Source organism: Pseudomonas khavaziana, from assembly GCF_036704165.1.
Taxonomy (GTDB): Bacteria; Pseudomonadota; Gammaproteobacteria; order Pseudomonadales; family Pseudomonadaceae; genus Aquipseudomonas; species Aquipseudomonas khavaziana.
The window spans coordinates 766,395-780,290 of record NZ_CP129946.1; the positions used below are offsets into that span (position 1 = coordinate 766,395).

Below are 13,896 nucleotides of genomic sequence, written 5' to 3' on the forward strand. Positions count from 1 at the left end.
ATCGGGAGCAAGCCCCCTCCCACATTGGTTTTTGCAGTGTGATTAATAACCCGGGCGGGCCTTGAGCTGCTCGGCGGCGGCCTTGGCCAAATCCGGTGGCAGGAAGTCCTTGTCCGGGTTGTAGTCTGCCTTGAGGTAGCGCGCCAGGTCTTGCAAGTCCCCTGGGTTCAGGGTGCCCGCCGCCTGCTTCAAGCGCAGGTTGTCGAGGATGTAGTCATAGCGGCTGTTGTTGTAGTTGCGCACCGAGGAGTAAAGCTGGCGCTGTGCATCCAGCACGTCAACGATGTTGCGCGTGCCCACCTGATAGCCGATCTCCGTGGCTTCCACCGCGCTCTGGTTGGAGATGATCGACTGGCGGCGTGCCTGGACCTGTTCCACATCGGTATTCACCGCACGGTGCAGGTTACGGGTGTTTTCCACCACCTGGCGGCGCAGGCCTTCGCGTTGTTGCTCGCTCTGGTCCAGGCGTGAATAGGATTCACGCACTTGCGAACTGGTAAGCCCGCCGCTGTAGATCGGGATGTTCAGGCGCAGGCCGATGGTGCGTTGCGACACATCACCGCCGTACGGGATGGGCAACTGATTCGGGTTGCTGAAACCCAGGGCGTCGTTGTCACCTTTTTCGTATTGCGCGACGGCGTCGAGGGTCGGCAGGTGCCCGGCCTTGCGCTGGCGCAGGGTTTCTTCGGCGGCGGTCACCGCGTAGTTGCTGGCCAGCAGGTTGAGGTTCTGGCGACCGGCCGTTTCGACCCAGGCCTTGGCGTCGTTCGGTGCCGGCGGTAGCACTGGCAGCGTGTGGACGATGCCCTGGATCGAGTTGTATTGGCGATTGGTCAGGGTGATCAACGCTTCGAAGGCGTCATCTACCTGGCGCTGGGCAACGATACGGTTGGCCCGGGCCGTGTCATAGCTGGCCTGGGATTGCAGTACGTCGGTCTTGTCCGACAGGCCCACGTCAAAACGTTCGTTGGACTGGTCGAGCTGGCGCTTGAAGGCATTTTCTTCGGCCTTGGTCGAGGCCAGGTTGTCCTGGGCACGCAGCACGGCGAAGTAGCTCTCGGCGCTTTGCAGGATCAGGTTCTGTTCAGTGGCCGACAATTGCAGCGACGCTTGCTCGTTGACGGCTTCAGCCGCCTGCAGCTGGAACCAGCGATCGGCGCGGAACAGCGGCTGGCTCAGCGTGGCGCGCCAGGAGTGGGCGTCGCGGTTGGCCGTGGCGGCCGGCTGGTCGATCTGGGTGCGCACGTTATTGCTATCGGCACCGGCCGACAGGTTTGGCAGCAAGCCGGCACGAGCCTGGGGCACTACTTCTTTTTGCGCGCCGTATTGGGCGCGGGCAGCGGCCAGGTCGGCGTTGTTGTGCGCCGCTTCCTGATAGACGCTGACCAGGTCGGTGTTGGTGGACAAGGGCGCTTCTGCTGCCCAGACCATTCCATTGGTCGCACAAGACACGGCAAGAGCCAGTGAGAGTTTGCGCAGCATGAGGCGATCCCTAGTTTAAATATTACGGCGATAATTTAGCGCTCAAGGCTAAGGCTGGCCATTCCTGGCGTCAAGCCTTGAGGCAGTGCCCGAGTGTAGTGGCCGGATCACGGCACAACAATCCCACGATCACGCCATTCATCACGCTGAATGCACCGCTATTGGCAATTTGCCCATGCCATGGTCTAGACTGGCCGAGTTCTTGTCGGGGTGCCTTGTTGGAAGGCTGAGATCGGTAAATACCGGATCCCGTTGAACCTGATCAGGTTAACGCCTGCGTAGGGAACAAGATTTCTCGTCACCCGGCGAGTCCTCTTGTGCTTCGTCCGGGATGTTGTTCGACCATCGAACAGCCCTCGAGTACCGAGCACAGCACTGGTTCCAGTGCGTCCATCCGTCACAGGTTCGCTCCGACAAAAATCCACCGCCTGGATAAGTTGGAGAGCCCGTGATGACGACAAAACTAAAAAATACCGTGCACCTGAGTGAATCGGCCAAGGTCGACTCCGGCTCCGTGCAGCCGTTTACCCGCTCGCAAAAAATCTACGTACAAGGCACTCGCCCGGATATCCGCGTGCCGATGCGCGAAATCAGCCTGGATGTGACCCCCACCGATTTCGGCGGTGAAATCAACGCCCCCGTGGTCGTCTACGACACCTCCGGCCCTTATACCGACCCCAACGTCATCATCGACGTGCGCAAGGGCCTGGGGGATGTGCGCTCGCCGTGGATCGAGGCTCGTGGTGACACCGAGCGCCTGTCGGGCCTGAGTTCGCACTTTGGCCAGCAACGCTTGAGCGATGCCGAACTGACTGCCTTGCGCTTCGCCCACGTGAAGAACCCGCGTCGCGCCAAGGCCGGCGCCAACGTCACGCAGATGCACTACGCGCGCAAGGGCATCATCACCGCCGAGATGGAATACGTCGCCATCCGCGAAAACATGAAGTTGGAAGAAGCCCGCGCCAGCGGCCTGTTGGATCAGCAGCACGCCGGTCACAGCTTCGGCGCCAGCGTGCCGAAAATCATTACCCCGGAATTTGTGCGCGAGGAGATCGCCCGCGGCCGCGCGATCATTCCGGCCAACATCAACCACACCGAACTGGAACCCATGATCATCGGGCGTAACTTCCTGGTGAAGATCAACGGCAATATTGGTAACAGCGCCCTGGGTTCGTCCATCGAGGAAGAAGTGGCGAAACTGACTTGGGGTATTCGCTGGGGTTCGGACACCGTGATGGACCTGTCGACCGGCAAGCATATCCATGAAACCCGCGAGTGGATCATCCGTAACTCGCCGGTGCCGATCGGTACGGTGCCGATCTATCAGGCCCTGGAAAAAGTCGGTGGCGCCGCCGAAGACCTGACCTGGGAGCTGTTCCGCGACACCCTGATCGAACAGGCCGAGCAGGGCGTCGACTATTTCACCATCCACGCCGGCGTGCTGCTGCGCTATGTGCCGCTGACCGCCAAGCGTGTGACCGGCATTGTGTCCCGTGGCGGCTCGATCATGGCCAAGTGGTGCCTGGCGCACCACAAAGAGAACTTCACTTACACGCATTTCGACGAAATCTGCGAAATCATGAAGGCCTACGACGTCAGTTTCTCCCTGGGTGACGGCCTGCGCCCGGGGTCGATTGCCGACGCCAACGATGCCGCACAGTTCGGCGAGCTGGAGACCCTGGGCGAGCTGACCAAAATCGCCTGGAAGCACGACGTACAAACCATGATCGAAGGCCCTGGCCACGTGCCGATGCAACTGATCAAGGAGAACATGGACAAGCAACTGGAGTGCTGCGACGAGGCGCCGTTCTACACCCTCGGCCCGCTGACCACCGACATCGCACCGGGCTATGACCACATCACTTCGGGTATCGGTGCGGCGATGATCGGCTGGTTCGGTTGCGCCATGCTTTGCTACGTCACGCCCAAGGAACACCTGGGTTTGCCGAACAAGGATGATGTAAAGACGGGGATCATCACCTACAAGATCGCCGCGCACGCCGCCGATCTTGCGAAAGGCCACCCAGGCGCGCAAATCCGTGATAACGCGCTGAGCAAGGCGCGCTTCGAGTTCCGTTGGGAGGACCAGTTCAACCTAGGCCTGGACCCGGACACTGCACGTTCCTACCACGATGAAACCCTGCCTAAGGATTCGGCCAAGGTCGCGCATTTTTGCTCCATGTGCGGGCCGAAGTTCTGCTCGATGAAAATCACCCAGGAAGTACGCGAATACGCCGCCAACCAGCGCATTGAGGCGGTGGATGTGGATGTGGCCAAGGGCTTGGCGGAGCAGGCGCAACGGTTCAAGCAGGAAGGTAGCCAGCTGTACAAGAAGGTCTGATCCGGATTCAGATACCTTGTAAGAGGCTTATCGGGGGCTTGCCCCCCGATAGCCATTTCCCAAGCAACACATGCCTCTTGCAGGTCACCCCTCCCTTGAACATTCAACCCAGCACTTATTCGCCGGACATCGCGAATTCATCCTGGGACGAGCGTTCAGCGGCGCGCGGGTACCAGTTCAGGCCTGAGGATGCCTTCCAGGCGCGAGTAAGGAATCTGCAACTCGACGTGGCCCAGGGCATAGGGGGCGATGGTGGCGGTGGGGTACTTGAGGGTCACGGCACTGGAAGTCAACGCCACGTTCGGGGTTTTCTGGAACGGGTAGCTTTTCACGAATTCCGGCTCCAGGCTCAGGCGCGTGCTGATCTGCCAGCTGTTGTGGCTGACCTGGGCAGCTTTCCAGAACGCGTCTTCCTTGCCCGGCAACAGCATATCGGTAAGTGTCAGGGCCTTGTGCTGCTGGCGCGAATAGTTGATGAACCCGCGGCCTGGTTCGCCATGGGTGGCGCCCTGGTCCAGGTAGCTGGACAGTTCGATGATCACCAAGCCGTCATGCTGCTCGCGTACCTTGGCCTGCAAATACATGCTGTTGTGGGGCGCCGCGGTTTGCAGGAACTGCTCGCGGTAGGCTTCCAGGCTCGACGGCAGCGGGTCGCTCGCATTGGTGCGGGTCATCTCCAGCAGGCGCTGTTCGATCAAGGCGTCTAGCTTGGGCTCCTTGGCAAAGTGCACGGTGTCGATATTGACCAGTGGGCAATCGGCGCTGGCGCAACCCGGCTTGCTTTGCTCGGTGGCGTCACGGACGCCTTCCAGCGGCGTGCGATAACTGGGTTGGAACAGGCTCTGGCAGGCGCCGAGAGTCAATGCGATACAAGCCACGGAGGCGATTTTTAAAAGCGACATGTATGTTCTTCGTCCATCGATAAGAGCGAAATTCGTGGATCTTCGACTACCGGCGCGGCAGTCAGTTCGCCACTAAGCTTGATCGTGTGAGTTTGACGTCCGCCGCCTGTCCCGGCAACTGGAAAGGGGCTGCATCAACGGGCATCGGCGCGTTAGGATGGCGGCAATTGCATCAGCATAACGAGGAAAACATGACGGACATCGCGAAGTCCGCGCCGAACAAGATCGAGATCGTTCAGCGCGACAATGCCTACCAGGGCTTCTACAAGCTCGATCGCGTGCAGTTGCGCCACGAGAAGTTCGATGGCGGCATGAGCCGGGTGATCAACCGCGAAGTCTTCGTGCGTCATGATGCTGTGTGCGTGCTGCCCTACGACCCGCAACGTGATGAGGTGGTGCTGATCGAACAGTTCCGCGTCGGTGCCATGGGGCGCGCCGGTAATCCGTGGCTGGTGGAGATGGTCGCCGGCCTGATTGACAAGGACGAGCAACCGGAGGAAGTTGCACACCGCGAGGCCGAGGAGGAAGCTGGGCTGACATTCTCCGCGCTTTGGCCGATCACCAAGTATTTCCCGTCGCCCGGCGGCAGTACCGAATTTGTCCATCTGTACCTGGGCCGTTGCGACAGCTCGGGCGCTGGCGGCGTCCATGGACTGGAAGAAGAAGCAGAAGATATCCGCGTTACCGCCTGGGCGTTCGAAGATGCCTTGCAAGCGGTGCGCGACGGTAAGATTTCCAATGCAGCCAGCATTATCGCCCTGCAGTGGCTTGCGCTTAATCGCGCGGAAGTGAGGGGGTTATGGCAGTAAAGGCACGGGAGCGTTACCGAGTTGACCTGATCGGGCTGCAAGCCGCCTGCGAAGCCAACTATGCGCGGCTGATGCGCCTGCTCCCGGACATGCGCCACACCCCCGAGGCGCGGCGCATTGCTGTGACCCACGGCGACCAGATGCTCGGCGTGCTGGCGCTGGAGGTCATCCTCACCTGTCCCTACACCACTACGCTGCGCGTGCGCCAGGAGCACAGTCTGCCTTGGCTGCCGGTGCCGCAACTGGAAGTGCAGGTATACCACGATGCGCGTATGGCCGAAGTGATCAGCGCCGAGCATGCGCGACGCTTTCGCAGCATCTATCCTTACCCGAATGTGTTCATGCACCAACCCGACGAGAAAGCACAGCTCAATGTGTTCCTCGGGGAATGGCTGAGCCACTGCCTGGCGTTGGGTCATGAGGTTGAGGTCGTGCGGTAGATGTGAACTGCGTCTGCTTACCCAGCTTTCCTCTTTGTGTCCTGCCCTAGCATAATCGCGCCACCTATCCATTCCAGTGATTGCCTTGGGAGAGCGCCTTGCCGAGCGTATCCAACGTGAACCCCGACGCCAGCGTGTTGTTGGTGCAGCTGTCCGACAGCCATTTGTTCGCCGAGGAAGGCACAGCCCTGCTGGGCATGAATACCCGCGCCAGCTTGCAGCGGGTGATCGAGTTGGTGCGCGAGCAACAGCCGCGGATCGATCTGGTGCTGGCCACCGGTGACCTGTCCCAGGACGGCACGCTTGAGTCCTACCAGCAATTTCGCGACATGACCCGGGCGATTGGCGCGCCGGCGCGCTGGATCCCGGGCAATCACGACGAGCCGCAGATCATGGCCCTGGCGGCCGTGCACAGTGATTTGCTCGAGCCTGTGGTGGATATCGGCAACTGGCGCATTACCCTGTTGGACTCGGCCGTACCCGGCTCGGTGCCGGGCTACCTGCAGGACCAGCAACTGCAGCTGCTTGCCCAGGCCCTGAGCGAAGCGCCGAACCGCCATCATCTGGTGTGCCTGCACCATCATCCAGTGTCTATCGGTTGTGCCTGGATGGAGCCTATCGGCCTGCGCAATCCCGAGGCGCTGTTTGCCGTACTGGACCGCTTCCCGCAAGCGCGGGCGCTGCTCTGGGGGCACGTGCACCAAGAGATCGACCGCGAGCGCAACGGGTTGCGGTTGCTGGCCTCGCCTTCCACCTGTATCCAGTTCGCGCCGGGCAGCGAGGACTTCCAGGTCAGCGAGCAAGCGCCGGGGTATCGCTGGCTGCGCTTGCATGCCGACGGACGGTTGGAGACTGGGGTGGAGCGGCTTCGGGACTTCGCGTTTACCGTCGACTACGGCAGCAACGGCTATTAAGACCTGCAAACACTGAGCAAATGTGGGAGGGGGCTTGCTCCCGATGGCGGTGGGTCAGCCACAGCTATTGGGGCCGACACACCGCCATCGGGAGCAAGCCCCCTCCCACATGGGTTCTGCGGTGTCTGGAAGATCGGGTGCTCACACCTCACTCCGATCCCTGTAAACTGCGCCTCTTTGGCCCACGCACGGAGAGCCCGGCATGTCCGCTTCGATCCTGTATATCCACGGTTTCAACAGTGCCCCGGCCTCCAACAAGGCCAGTCAGCTGATCACCGTGATGGGCGCCCTCGGCCTGGCCGAGCAACTGCGTGTGCCGGCCCTGCATCACCACCCGCGTCAGGCTATTCCGCAATTGGAGCAGGCGATTGACCAACTGGGGCGGCCGCTGCTGGTCGGCAGCTCACTCGGCGGCTACTATGCAACCCATCTCGCCGAACGCCATGGTCTCAAGGCGTTGCTGGTCAACCCGGCGGTCAGCCCCCATCGGATGTTCGACGGTTACCTGGGCACCCAGAAGAACCTCTACACCGATGAGACCTGGGAGTTGACCCACGATCACGTTGCGGCATTGGCCGAACTTGAAGTACCGGCACCCCAGGATGCGGCGCGTTATCAGGTGTGGTTGCAGACCGGGGATGAAACCCTGGATTATCGCCTCGCCCAACAGTATTACCGGGCCTGTGCCTTGCGCATCCAGGCCGGTGGCGACCATGGTTACCAGGGGTTCGCCGAGCAATTGCCGGCATTGTTGAGCTTTGCCGGTATTGGCGCAGATCAGTATCAATCCTTCGATTTTTCGTCACTGTAGAATCGCAGGTCACTTTTTAATTGAACGACTCACGACGAGACCCCATGGCCACTCCCAGCGCTAGCTCTTATAACGCCGACGCCATCGAAGTCCTCTCGGGCCTCGACCCGGTGCGTAAACGTCCCGGTATGTACACCGACACCAGTCGGCCGAACCACCTTGCCCAGGAAGTCATCGACAACAGCGTCGACGAAGCCCTGGCCGGGCACGCCAAGTCGGTACAGGTCATCCTCCATGCCGACCATTCCCTGGAAGTGTCCGACGATGGTCGCGGCATGCCGGTGGACATTCACCCTGAAGAGGGTGTATCGGGTGTCGAGCTGATCCTGACCAAGCTGCACGCTGGTGGCAAGTTCTCCAACAAGAATTACCAGTTTTCCGGTGGCTTGCACGGTGTGGGTATCTCCGTGGTCAACGCGCTGTCGACCCAGGTGCGGGTCAAGGTCAAGCGCGACGGCAACGAGTACCAGATGACCTTCGCCGATGGCTATAAAGCCACCGACCTGGAAGTGGTCGGCACTGTTGGCAAGCGCAACACCGGCACCAGCGTGTACTTCGCCCCGGACCCGAAATACTTCGATTCGCCGAAATTCTCCATCAGCCGCCTCAAGCATGTGCTCAAGGCCAAGGCCGTGCTGTGTCCAGGGCTGCTGGTCAGCTTTGAAGACAAAGGCACCGGCGAGAAGGTCGAGTGGCACTACGAAGACGGCCTGCGCTCGTATCTCGAAGACTCTGTCAGCGAGTTCGAACGCCTGCCCAACGAGCCGTTCTGTGGCAGCCTGGCGGGTAATAAGGAAGCCGTCGACTGGGCGCTGCTGTGGTTGCCCGAAGGTGGCGACAGCGTGCAGGAAAGCTACGTCAACCTGATCCCCACCGCCCAGGGCGGCACCCACGTCAACGGTTTGCGCCAGGGTTTGCTGGACGCCATGCGCGAATTCTGTGAATACCGCAGCCTGTTGCCGCGTGGCGTCAAGCTGGCGCCGGAAGACGTGTGGGAGCGCATCGCGTTCGTGCTGTCGATGAAGATGCAGGAGCCGCAATTTTCCGGCCAGACCAAGGAGCGTCTGTCGTCCCGTGAAGCGGCAGCGTTTGTCTCCGGTGTGGTCAAGGACGCTTTCAGCCTGTGGCTCAACGAACACCCGGAATTGGGCCTGGCCCTGGCTGAGCTGGCGATCAACAACGCCGGCCGGCGCTTGAAGGCCAGCAAGAAGGTCGAGCGCAAGCGCATTACCCAGGGCCCGGCATTGCCGGGCAAGCTGGCCGATTGCGCCGGGCAGGACCCGATGCGCTCCGAGCTGTTCCTGGTCGAAGGTGATTCAGCCGGTGGTTCCGCCAAGCAAGCGCGGGACAAGGAATTCCAGGCGATCCTGCCGCTGCGCGGCAAGATCCTCAATACCTGGGAAGTCGACGGCAGCGAAGTGCTGGCCAGCCAGGAAGTGCATAACATCGCCGTGGCCATCGGGGTCGACCCGGGCGCAGCGGACATGAGCCAACTGCGCTACGGCAAGATCTGCATCCTCGCCGACGCCGACTCCGACGGCCTGCACATCGCCACCTTGCTGTGCGCGTTGTTCGTCCAGCATTTCCGTCCGTTGGTGGATGCCGGTCACGTCTACGTCGCCATGCCGCCGCTGTATCGCATCGACCTGGGCAAGGAAATTTTCTACGCCCTGGACGAAGCCGAGCGCGATGGCATCCTTGATCGCCTGGTGGCCGAGAAGAAACGCGGTAAGCCTCAGGTCACGCGATTCAAGGGCCTGGGTGAGATGAACCCGCCGCAGCTGCGCGAAACCACCATGGACCCGAACACCCGGCGCCTGGTGCAGTTGACCCTGGAAGATTTCGCCGGCACGTCGGAAATGATGGACATGCTGCTGGCGAAGAAGCGTGCACCGGATCGCAAGGCCTGGCTGGAGTCCAAAGGCAACCTGGCTGAGGTTCTGGGCTGATGCGCACAGGCTTCGCCCTGGCGATCCTGATGTTGAGCGGGCTGGCGGCCACCCAGGTGGTTGCCGCGTCCGTGGCGGAACTCAAGCTGGTGTCCGAGCACCCCGTGGACGGCATGCGCGGCGGCAACCTGTCGGGCCTGGCGTTGTGCGGCAAGGAACTGTGGACGGTTTCTGACCGGGATGACGACCAGATCTACCGGCTGGATACCGGCGCGCCGACCTGGAACGCCCAAGCGGTGCAGATCGACGTGCCACCCGTGCCCGAGTCCGGTCTGCCTTGGGGCTTGCGTTCGCGCACCAAGGCCGCTTCGTTCATTCGCGGCGGTGACCTGGATTTTGAAGGTATCAGCTGTGATGCCTTGGGGAATCGCTACATTGTCAGCGAAGCCCATGCGGCGGTGTTGCAGGTCCCGGCGACTGGCGCGCCCGAATGGTTGAAAATTGCCCCTGGCATGGTGCGCGAAGCACGGGCCAGTGGCATGTTGCTGCACTTCAATGCCTTGTTCGAAGGCCTGGCGGTGAACCCCGAAGGCAATCAGGTCTGGCTGGCCGCCGAGCGTGAACGCCGCGGCTTGATTTCGATCAAGCGTGGCCAGAGCGTATGGGATTGCGACGGTGCCTGCGTGTTGTTGAGCGAGGCCGGCCAAGAAGTGCAACCGGCGCAATTCACCAACGCCAAGGCGGTGTCCAAGGACTTTGCCGACCTGGCGCTGTTCAACGGCAAGCTGTTTACCCTGGAGCGCAATGCGTTCCAGATTTGCCGGCGCGATACGCTCACGGCCAAAGTCGAGCTGTGCTGGTCGTTTGTCGACGAGATGCTCACGCCGCCGCGACGTTATGCACAACCTTATGGGCTGGCCGAAGCCCTGGTGGTGGATGCCGACGGCGCGTGGATCGGTATCGACAATAATTTCGGCCCTCGCGCCGATGGTGAAAAACGCCCTATGGTCTATCGTTTCGCCGCGCCTGACGGTGGCTGGAGCGCCCAGCCATGAGCCCTGCTTTTTTTGCATTGACCCGGCGCAGCGGCAGTTCCGCTGCGCGTTACCCTACAATGATGAGGCCCGCATGAGTGACATCCTCGCAGACAGCTTAGATGGCGTAGAACGCCGGTCGCTGGCTGACTTCACCGAAAATGCCTACCTCAACTACTCCATGTACGTGATCATGGACCGTGCCTTGCCGCATATCGGCGACGGCCTGAAGCCCGTGCAACGGCGCATCATCTATGCCATGAGTGAGTTGGGCCTGGACGCCGATTCCAAGCACAAGAAGTCGGCGCGTACTGTCGGTGACGTGCTGGGTAAGTTCCACCCCCACGGCGATTCGGCGTGCTATGAAGCCATGGTGTTGATGGCCCAGCCGTTCAGCTACCGCTACACCCTGGTGGACGGCCAGGGCAACTGGGGGGCGCCGGACGATCCCAAGTCCTTCGCTGCCATGCGTTACACCGAGGCGCGGTTGTCGCGTTACTCCGAAGTGCTGCTCAGCGAATTGGGCCAAGGCACTGCAAACTGGGGGCCGAACTTTGACGGAACCCTCGACGAGCCTTTGGTATTGCCGGCACGTTTGCCGAATATCCTGCTCAATGGCACCACCGGTATCGCGGTCGGCATGGCCACCGACGTACCGCCGCACAACCTGCGTGAAGTCGCCACCGCCTGCGTGCGCTTGCTGGATGAGCCCAAGGCCACGGTCGAGCAGCTTTGCGAGCATATCCAGGGCCCGGATTACCCGACCGAAGCGGAAATCATCACGCCCCGCGCCGACCTGTTGAAGATGTACGAAACCGGCAAGGGCTCGGTGCGTATGCGCGCCGTGTACCACATCGAAGACGGCGACATCATTGTCACCGCGCTGCCGCACCAGGTGTCCGGTGCCAAGGTGCTGGAGCAGATCGCCGCGTTGATGCAGGCCAAGCCATCGAAACTGCCGCAAGTGGCCGACCTGCGTGACGAGTCCGACCATGAGAACCCGTGCCGCATCGTGATTATCCCGACCAATAGCCGGGTGGATCATGAAGTGCTGATGCAGCATTTGTTTGCCAGCACCGACCTGGAGTCCAGCTATCGGGTCAACGTCAATATCATCGGCCTGGACGGCAAGCCGCAGTTGAAGAACCTGCGCAATCTGCTGGTGGAATGGTTGGAGTTCCGCGTACAAACCGTGCGCCGCCGCCTGCAATTTCGCCTCGACAAGGTCGAGCGCCGCCTGCACCTGTTGGACGGTTTGCTGATTGCCTACCTCAACCTGGATGAAGTGATCCATATCATCCGTACCGCCGAGCACCCGAAGGCCGAGTTGATCGCGCGTTTCGAGCTGAGCGAAATCCAGGCTGACTACATCCTCGACACCCGCTTGCGCCAGTTGGCACGCCTGGAAGAAATGAAGCTGCGCGACGAGCAAGATGCGCTGCTCAAGGAGCAAGCCAAGTTGCAGGCGCTGCTGGGCAGCGAAGCCAAGCTCAAGAAGCTGGTGCGCAGTGAACTGATCAAAGACGCGGAAACCTACGGCGATGACCGCCGTTCGCCTATCGTCGAGCGTGCTGAAGCGAAGGCGCTGACAGAAACCGAGCTGTTGCCTAACGAGAAAATTACCGTCGTTTTGTCGGAAAAGGGTTGGGTTCGTTCCGCCAAAGGGCATGATATTGACGCCACCGGCCTTTCCTACAAAGCCGGTGATGGCTTCAAGACCGCTGCGGCCGGGCGTTCCAACCAGTTTGCGGTGTTTATTGATTCGACCGGGCGCAGTTATTCAGTGCCGGCCCATACCTTGCCGTCTGCACGGGGGCAGGGTGAACCGTTGACCGGGCGCCTTACGCCGCCACCGGGGGCCAGCTTCGAGTGCGTGCTGTTGCCGGACGATGATTCGCTGTACGTCATCGCCTCCGACGCCGGCTACGGTTTCGTGGTCAAGGGTGAAGACCTGCAGGCCAAGAACAAGGCGGGCAAGGCGCTGTTGAGCCTGCCGAACAACGCCAAGGTGATCCTGCCAAGGCCGGTGGATGATCGTGAGAGCAACTGGCTGGCTTCGGTGACCACCGAAGGGCGTTTGCTGGTGTTCAAGATCAGCGATTTGCCGCAGCTAGGCAAAGGCAAGGGCAACAAGATTATCGGCATTCCCGGCGACCGGGTGGCCAGTCGTGAAGAGTTCGTGACCGACATCGCGGTGGTCCCGGAAGGCTCTACCCTGGTGCTCCAGGCCGGCAAGCGCACGTTGTCATTGCGCCCTGACGACCTGGAACACTACAAGGGCGAACGTGGTCGGCGTGGTAATAAACTGCCTCGCGGCTTCCAGCGAGTGGACGCCTTGCTGGTGGAAACGCCGGTTTAAGCTGTACTAGAGGCCTCGATCTACGATTTAACGCGTAGATCGACGCTTTCGCGCTGGAGTCATGGCGCATATTCACGGATGATATGGCCTTTCCAGCGCCGGCGTGGCCGAGCGTGTCAGGTTATTTTTAGTATTACATTGTGGTTCGCCTTGTGGCAGCCACCTGGATGGGATGATGACTGCTCCACGCCTTCCACTATTTTTGATGCTCGCTGGCCTTTTAGGGCTTGCGGGTTGCAGCACGCACCAACCGGTTTCGCTGTACCAGCTGGACAGCGGAAGTCCGGCTCAGCCAGCCCAGACAGCGGGCATGGCGGTATTGCTTGGCCCGGTAGTCGTTGCCGATTACCTGCAGCGCGAAACCCTGCTACAACGTCAGAACGATGGCAGCCTGCAAGGTTCCACCGATGGTCGTTGGGCAGGCAGCCTGTCGTCCGATATCAATCAACTGATGTTGCGCCAGGTGGCCGGCCAACTGGACAGCCAGCGCGTAGTGCTGGCACCAGGGCCATCCGGGTTTACTCCGGATGTGCAGGTGCTGTTGACGATCACGCGGCTTGACTCCGGCAAGTCGCAACCTGCAATCCTGGATGCACAGTGGCGTCTGATAGACCGTCGTGGACAGGTGCGGGATAACCGCATCGTACATTTGCAGGAAGAGCACGCCGGCACCACCGCGTCCCAGGTCCAGGCCCAGGGTGTGCTGTTGCAGCATTTGGCACAGCAGTTGTCGGTGGCGCTCAAGCCACTGGCCAACCAGCCGCCGGTTGCTGCCGAGACACCTCGCAAACAGGCTTCCCAGCCCAAGCCGGCAGCTCCGGAAAAGCCGAAGATGCCGATGGCAACGCCGATTCGCACGGACTTGGAAGTGTTCAGGTTCTGATCTGAATGGCGCACAAACAAAAGGCCCGCTGA

At 61.1% G+C, this 13,896-nt stretch carries 11 protein-coding genes and 1 riboswitch; of the genes, 9 read left to right on the top strand and 2 right to left on the bottom strand.

Annotated features, from left to right (window positions below; all coding sequences use genetic code 11):
- Window positions 1-42 precede the first annotated feature (42 nt).
- On the bottom strand, window positions 43-1,482 hold the full coding sequence (locus tag QYQ93_RS03325; RefSeq protein ID WP_043047914.1) for a TolC family outer membrane protein: 1,440 nt from the start codon (window positions 1,480-1,482) through the stop codon (window positions 43-45).
- 196 nt (window positions 1,483-1,678) lie between these two features.
- Window positions 1,679-1,784: riboswitch (TPP riboswitch) on the top strand.
- Between the two features lie 149 nt (window positions 1,785-1,933).
- Here QYQ93_RS03325 and thiC point away from each other — a divergent pair.
- The gene (gene thiC / locus QYQ93_RS03330) at window positions 1,934-3,823 is read left to right on the top strand and encodes a phosphomethylpyrimidine synthase ThiC (protein WP_043047912.1); all 1,890 of its coding nucleotides are present in this window, start codon (window positions 1,934-1,936) and stop codon (window positions 3,821-3,823) included.
- A gap of 155 nt (window positions 3,824-3,978) precedes the next feature.
- On the opposite strand, the gene QYQ93_RS03335 is transcribed toward thiC, so the two are convergent.
- A complete protein-coding gene (locus tag QYQ93_RS03335) occupies window positions 3,979-4,725 on the bottom strand; it encodes an RsiV family protein (RefSeq protein WP_043047911.1) in 747 nt (248 codons plus the stop codon).
- A 191-nt stretch (window positions 4,726-4,916) separates the two neighbouring features.
- On the opposite strand from QYQ93_RS03335, the gene QYQ93_RS03340 reads away from it, so the two are divergent.
- From QYQ93_RS03340 to QYQ93_RS03375, 8 genes are all read left to right on the top strand, one after another.
- Window positions 4,917-5,534: an NUDIX domain-containing protein gene (locus QYQ93_RS03340; RefSeq protein ID WP_043047909.1), complete on the top strand. Its 618-nt coding sequence runs from the start codon at window positions 4,917-4,919 to the stop codon at window positions 5,532-5,534.
- Window positions 5,525-5,974: a DUF1249 domain-containing protein gene (locus QYQ93_RS03345; RefSeq protein ID WP_338476330.1), complete on the top strand. Its 450-nt coding sequence runs from the start codon at window positions 5,525-5,527 to the stop codon at window positions 5,972-5,974. Before QYQ93_RS03340 ends, QYQ93_RS03345 begins: the two co-directional genes overlap by 10 nt.
- Window positions 5,975-6,072: 98 nt before the next feature.
- A complete protein-coding gene (cpdA, locus tag QYQ93_RS03350; RefSeq protein WP_338476331.1) occupies window positions 6,073-6,888 on the top strand; it encodes a 3',5'-cyclic-AMP phosphodiesterase in 816 nt (271 codons plus the stop codon).
- 202 nt (window positions 6,889-7,090) lie between these two features.
- A complete protein-coding gene (locus QYQ93_RS03355) occupies window positions 7,091-7,699 on the top strand; it encodes a YqiA/YcfP family alpha/beta fold hydrolase (RefSeq protein WP_043047904.1) in 609 nt (202 codons plus the stop codon).
- A gap of 44 nt (window positions 7,700-7,743) precedes the next feature.
- Complete coding sequence (gene parE / locus QYQ93_RS03360; RefSeq protein ID WP_043047903.1) at window positions 7,744-9,648, top strand: DNA topoisomerase IV subunit B; 1,905 nt, start codon at window positions 7,744-7,746, stop codon at window positions 9,646-9,648.
- Window positions 9,648-10,643, top strand: a complete 996-nt coding sequence (locus QYQ93_RS03365; protein WP_338476332.1) for an esterase-like activity of phytase family protein — start codon at window positions 9,648-9,650, stop codon at window positions 10,641-10,643. Before parE ends, QYQ93_RS03365 begins: the two co-directional genes overlap by 1 nt.
- Before the next feature lie 73 nt (window positions 10,644-10,716).
- Window positions 10,717-12,981: a DNA topoisomerase IV subunit A gene (parC, locus tag QYQ93_RS03370; protein ID WP_043047901.1), complete on the top strand. Its 2,265-nt coding sequence runs from the start codon at window positions 10,717-10,719 to the stop codon at window positions 12,979-12,981.
- Between the two features lie 172 nt (window positions 12,982-13,153).
- Window positions 13,154-13,864, top strand: a complete 711-nt coding sequence (locus QYQ93_RS03375) for a PqiC family protein (RefSeq protein WP_043047900.1) — start codon at window positions 13,154-13,156, stop codon at window positions 13,862-13,864.
- Window positions 13,865-13,896: the final 32 nt, after the last annotated feature.

What these genes read in the sequence shown, in the direction of transcription:
- QYQ93_RS03325 (WP_043047914.1), bottom strand. Translation starts at nt 1,482, where the DNA reads ATGCTGCGCAAACTCTCACTGGCTCTTGCCGTGTCTTGTGCGACCAAT.
- thiC (WP_043047912.1), top strand. Translation starts at nt 1,934, where the DNA reads ATGACGACAAAACTAAAAAATACCGTGCACCTGAGTGAATCGGCCAAG.
- QYQ93_RS03335 (WP_043047911.1), bottom strand. Translation starts at nt 4,725, where the DNA reads ATGTCGCTTTTAAAAATCGCCTCCGTGGCTTGTATCGCATTGACTCTC.
- QYQ93_RS03340 (WP_043047909.1), top strand. Translation starts at nt 4,917, where the DNA reads ATGACGGACATCGCGAAGTCCGCGCCGAACAAGATCGAGATCGTTCAG.
- QYQ93_RS03345 (WP_338476330.1), top strand. Translation starts at nt 5,525, where the DNA reads ATGGCAGTAAAGGCACGGGAGCGTTACCGAGTTGACCTGATCGGGCTG.
- QYQ93_RS03355 (WP_043047904.1), top strand. Translation starts at nt 7,091, where the DNA reads ATGTCCGCTTCGATCCTGTATATCCACGGTTTCAACAGTGCCCCGGCC.
- parE (WP_043047903.1), top strand. Translation starts at nt 7,744, where the DNA reads ATGGCCACTCCCAGCGCTAGCTCTTATAACGCCGACGCCATCGAAGTC.
- QYQ93_RS03365 (WP_338476332.1), top strand. Translation starts at nt 9,648, where the DNA reads ATGCGCACAGGCTTCGCCCTGGCGATCCTGATGTTGAGCGGGCTGGCG.
- parC (WP_043047901.1), top strand. Translation starts at nt 10,717, where the DNA reads ATGAGTGACATCCTCGCAGACAGCTTAGATGGCGTAGAACGCCGGTCG.
- QYQ93_RS03375 (WP_043047900.1), top strand. Translation starts at nt 13,154, where the DNA reads ATGATGACTGCTCCACGCCTTCCACTATTTTTGATGCTCGCTGGCCTT.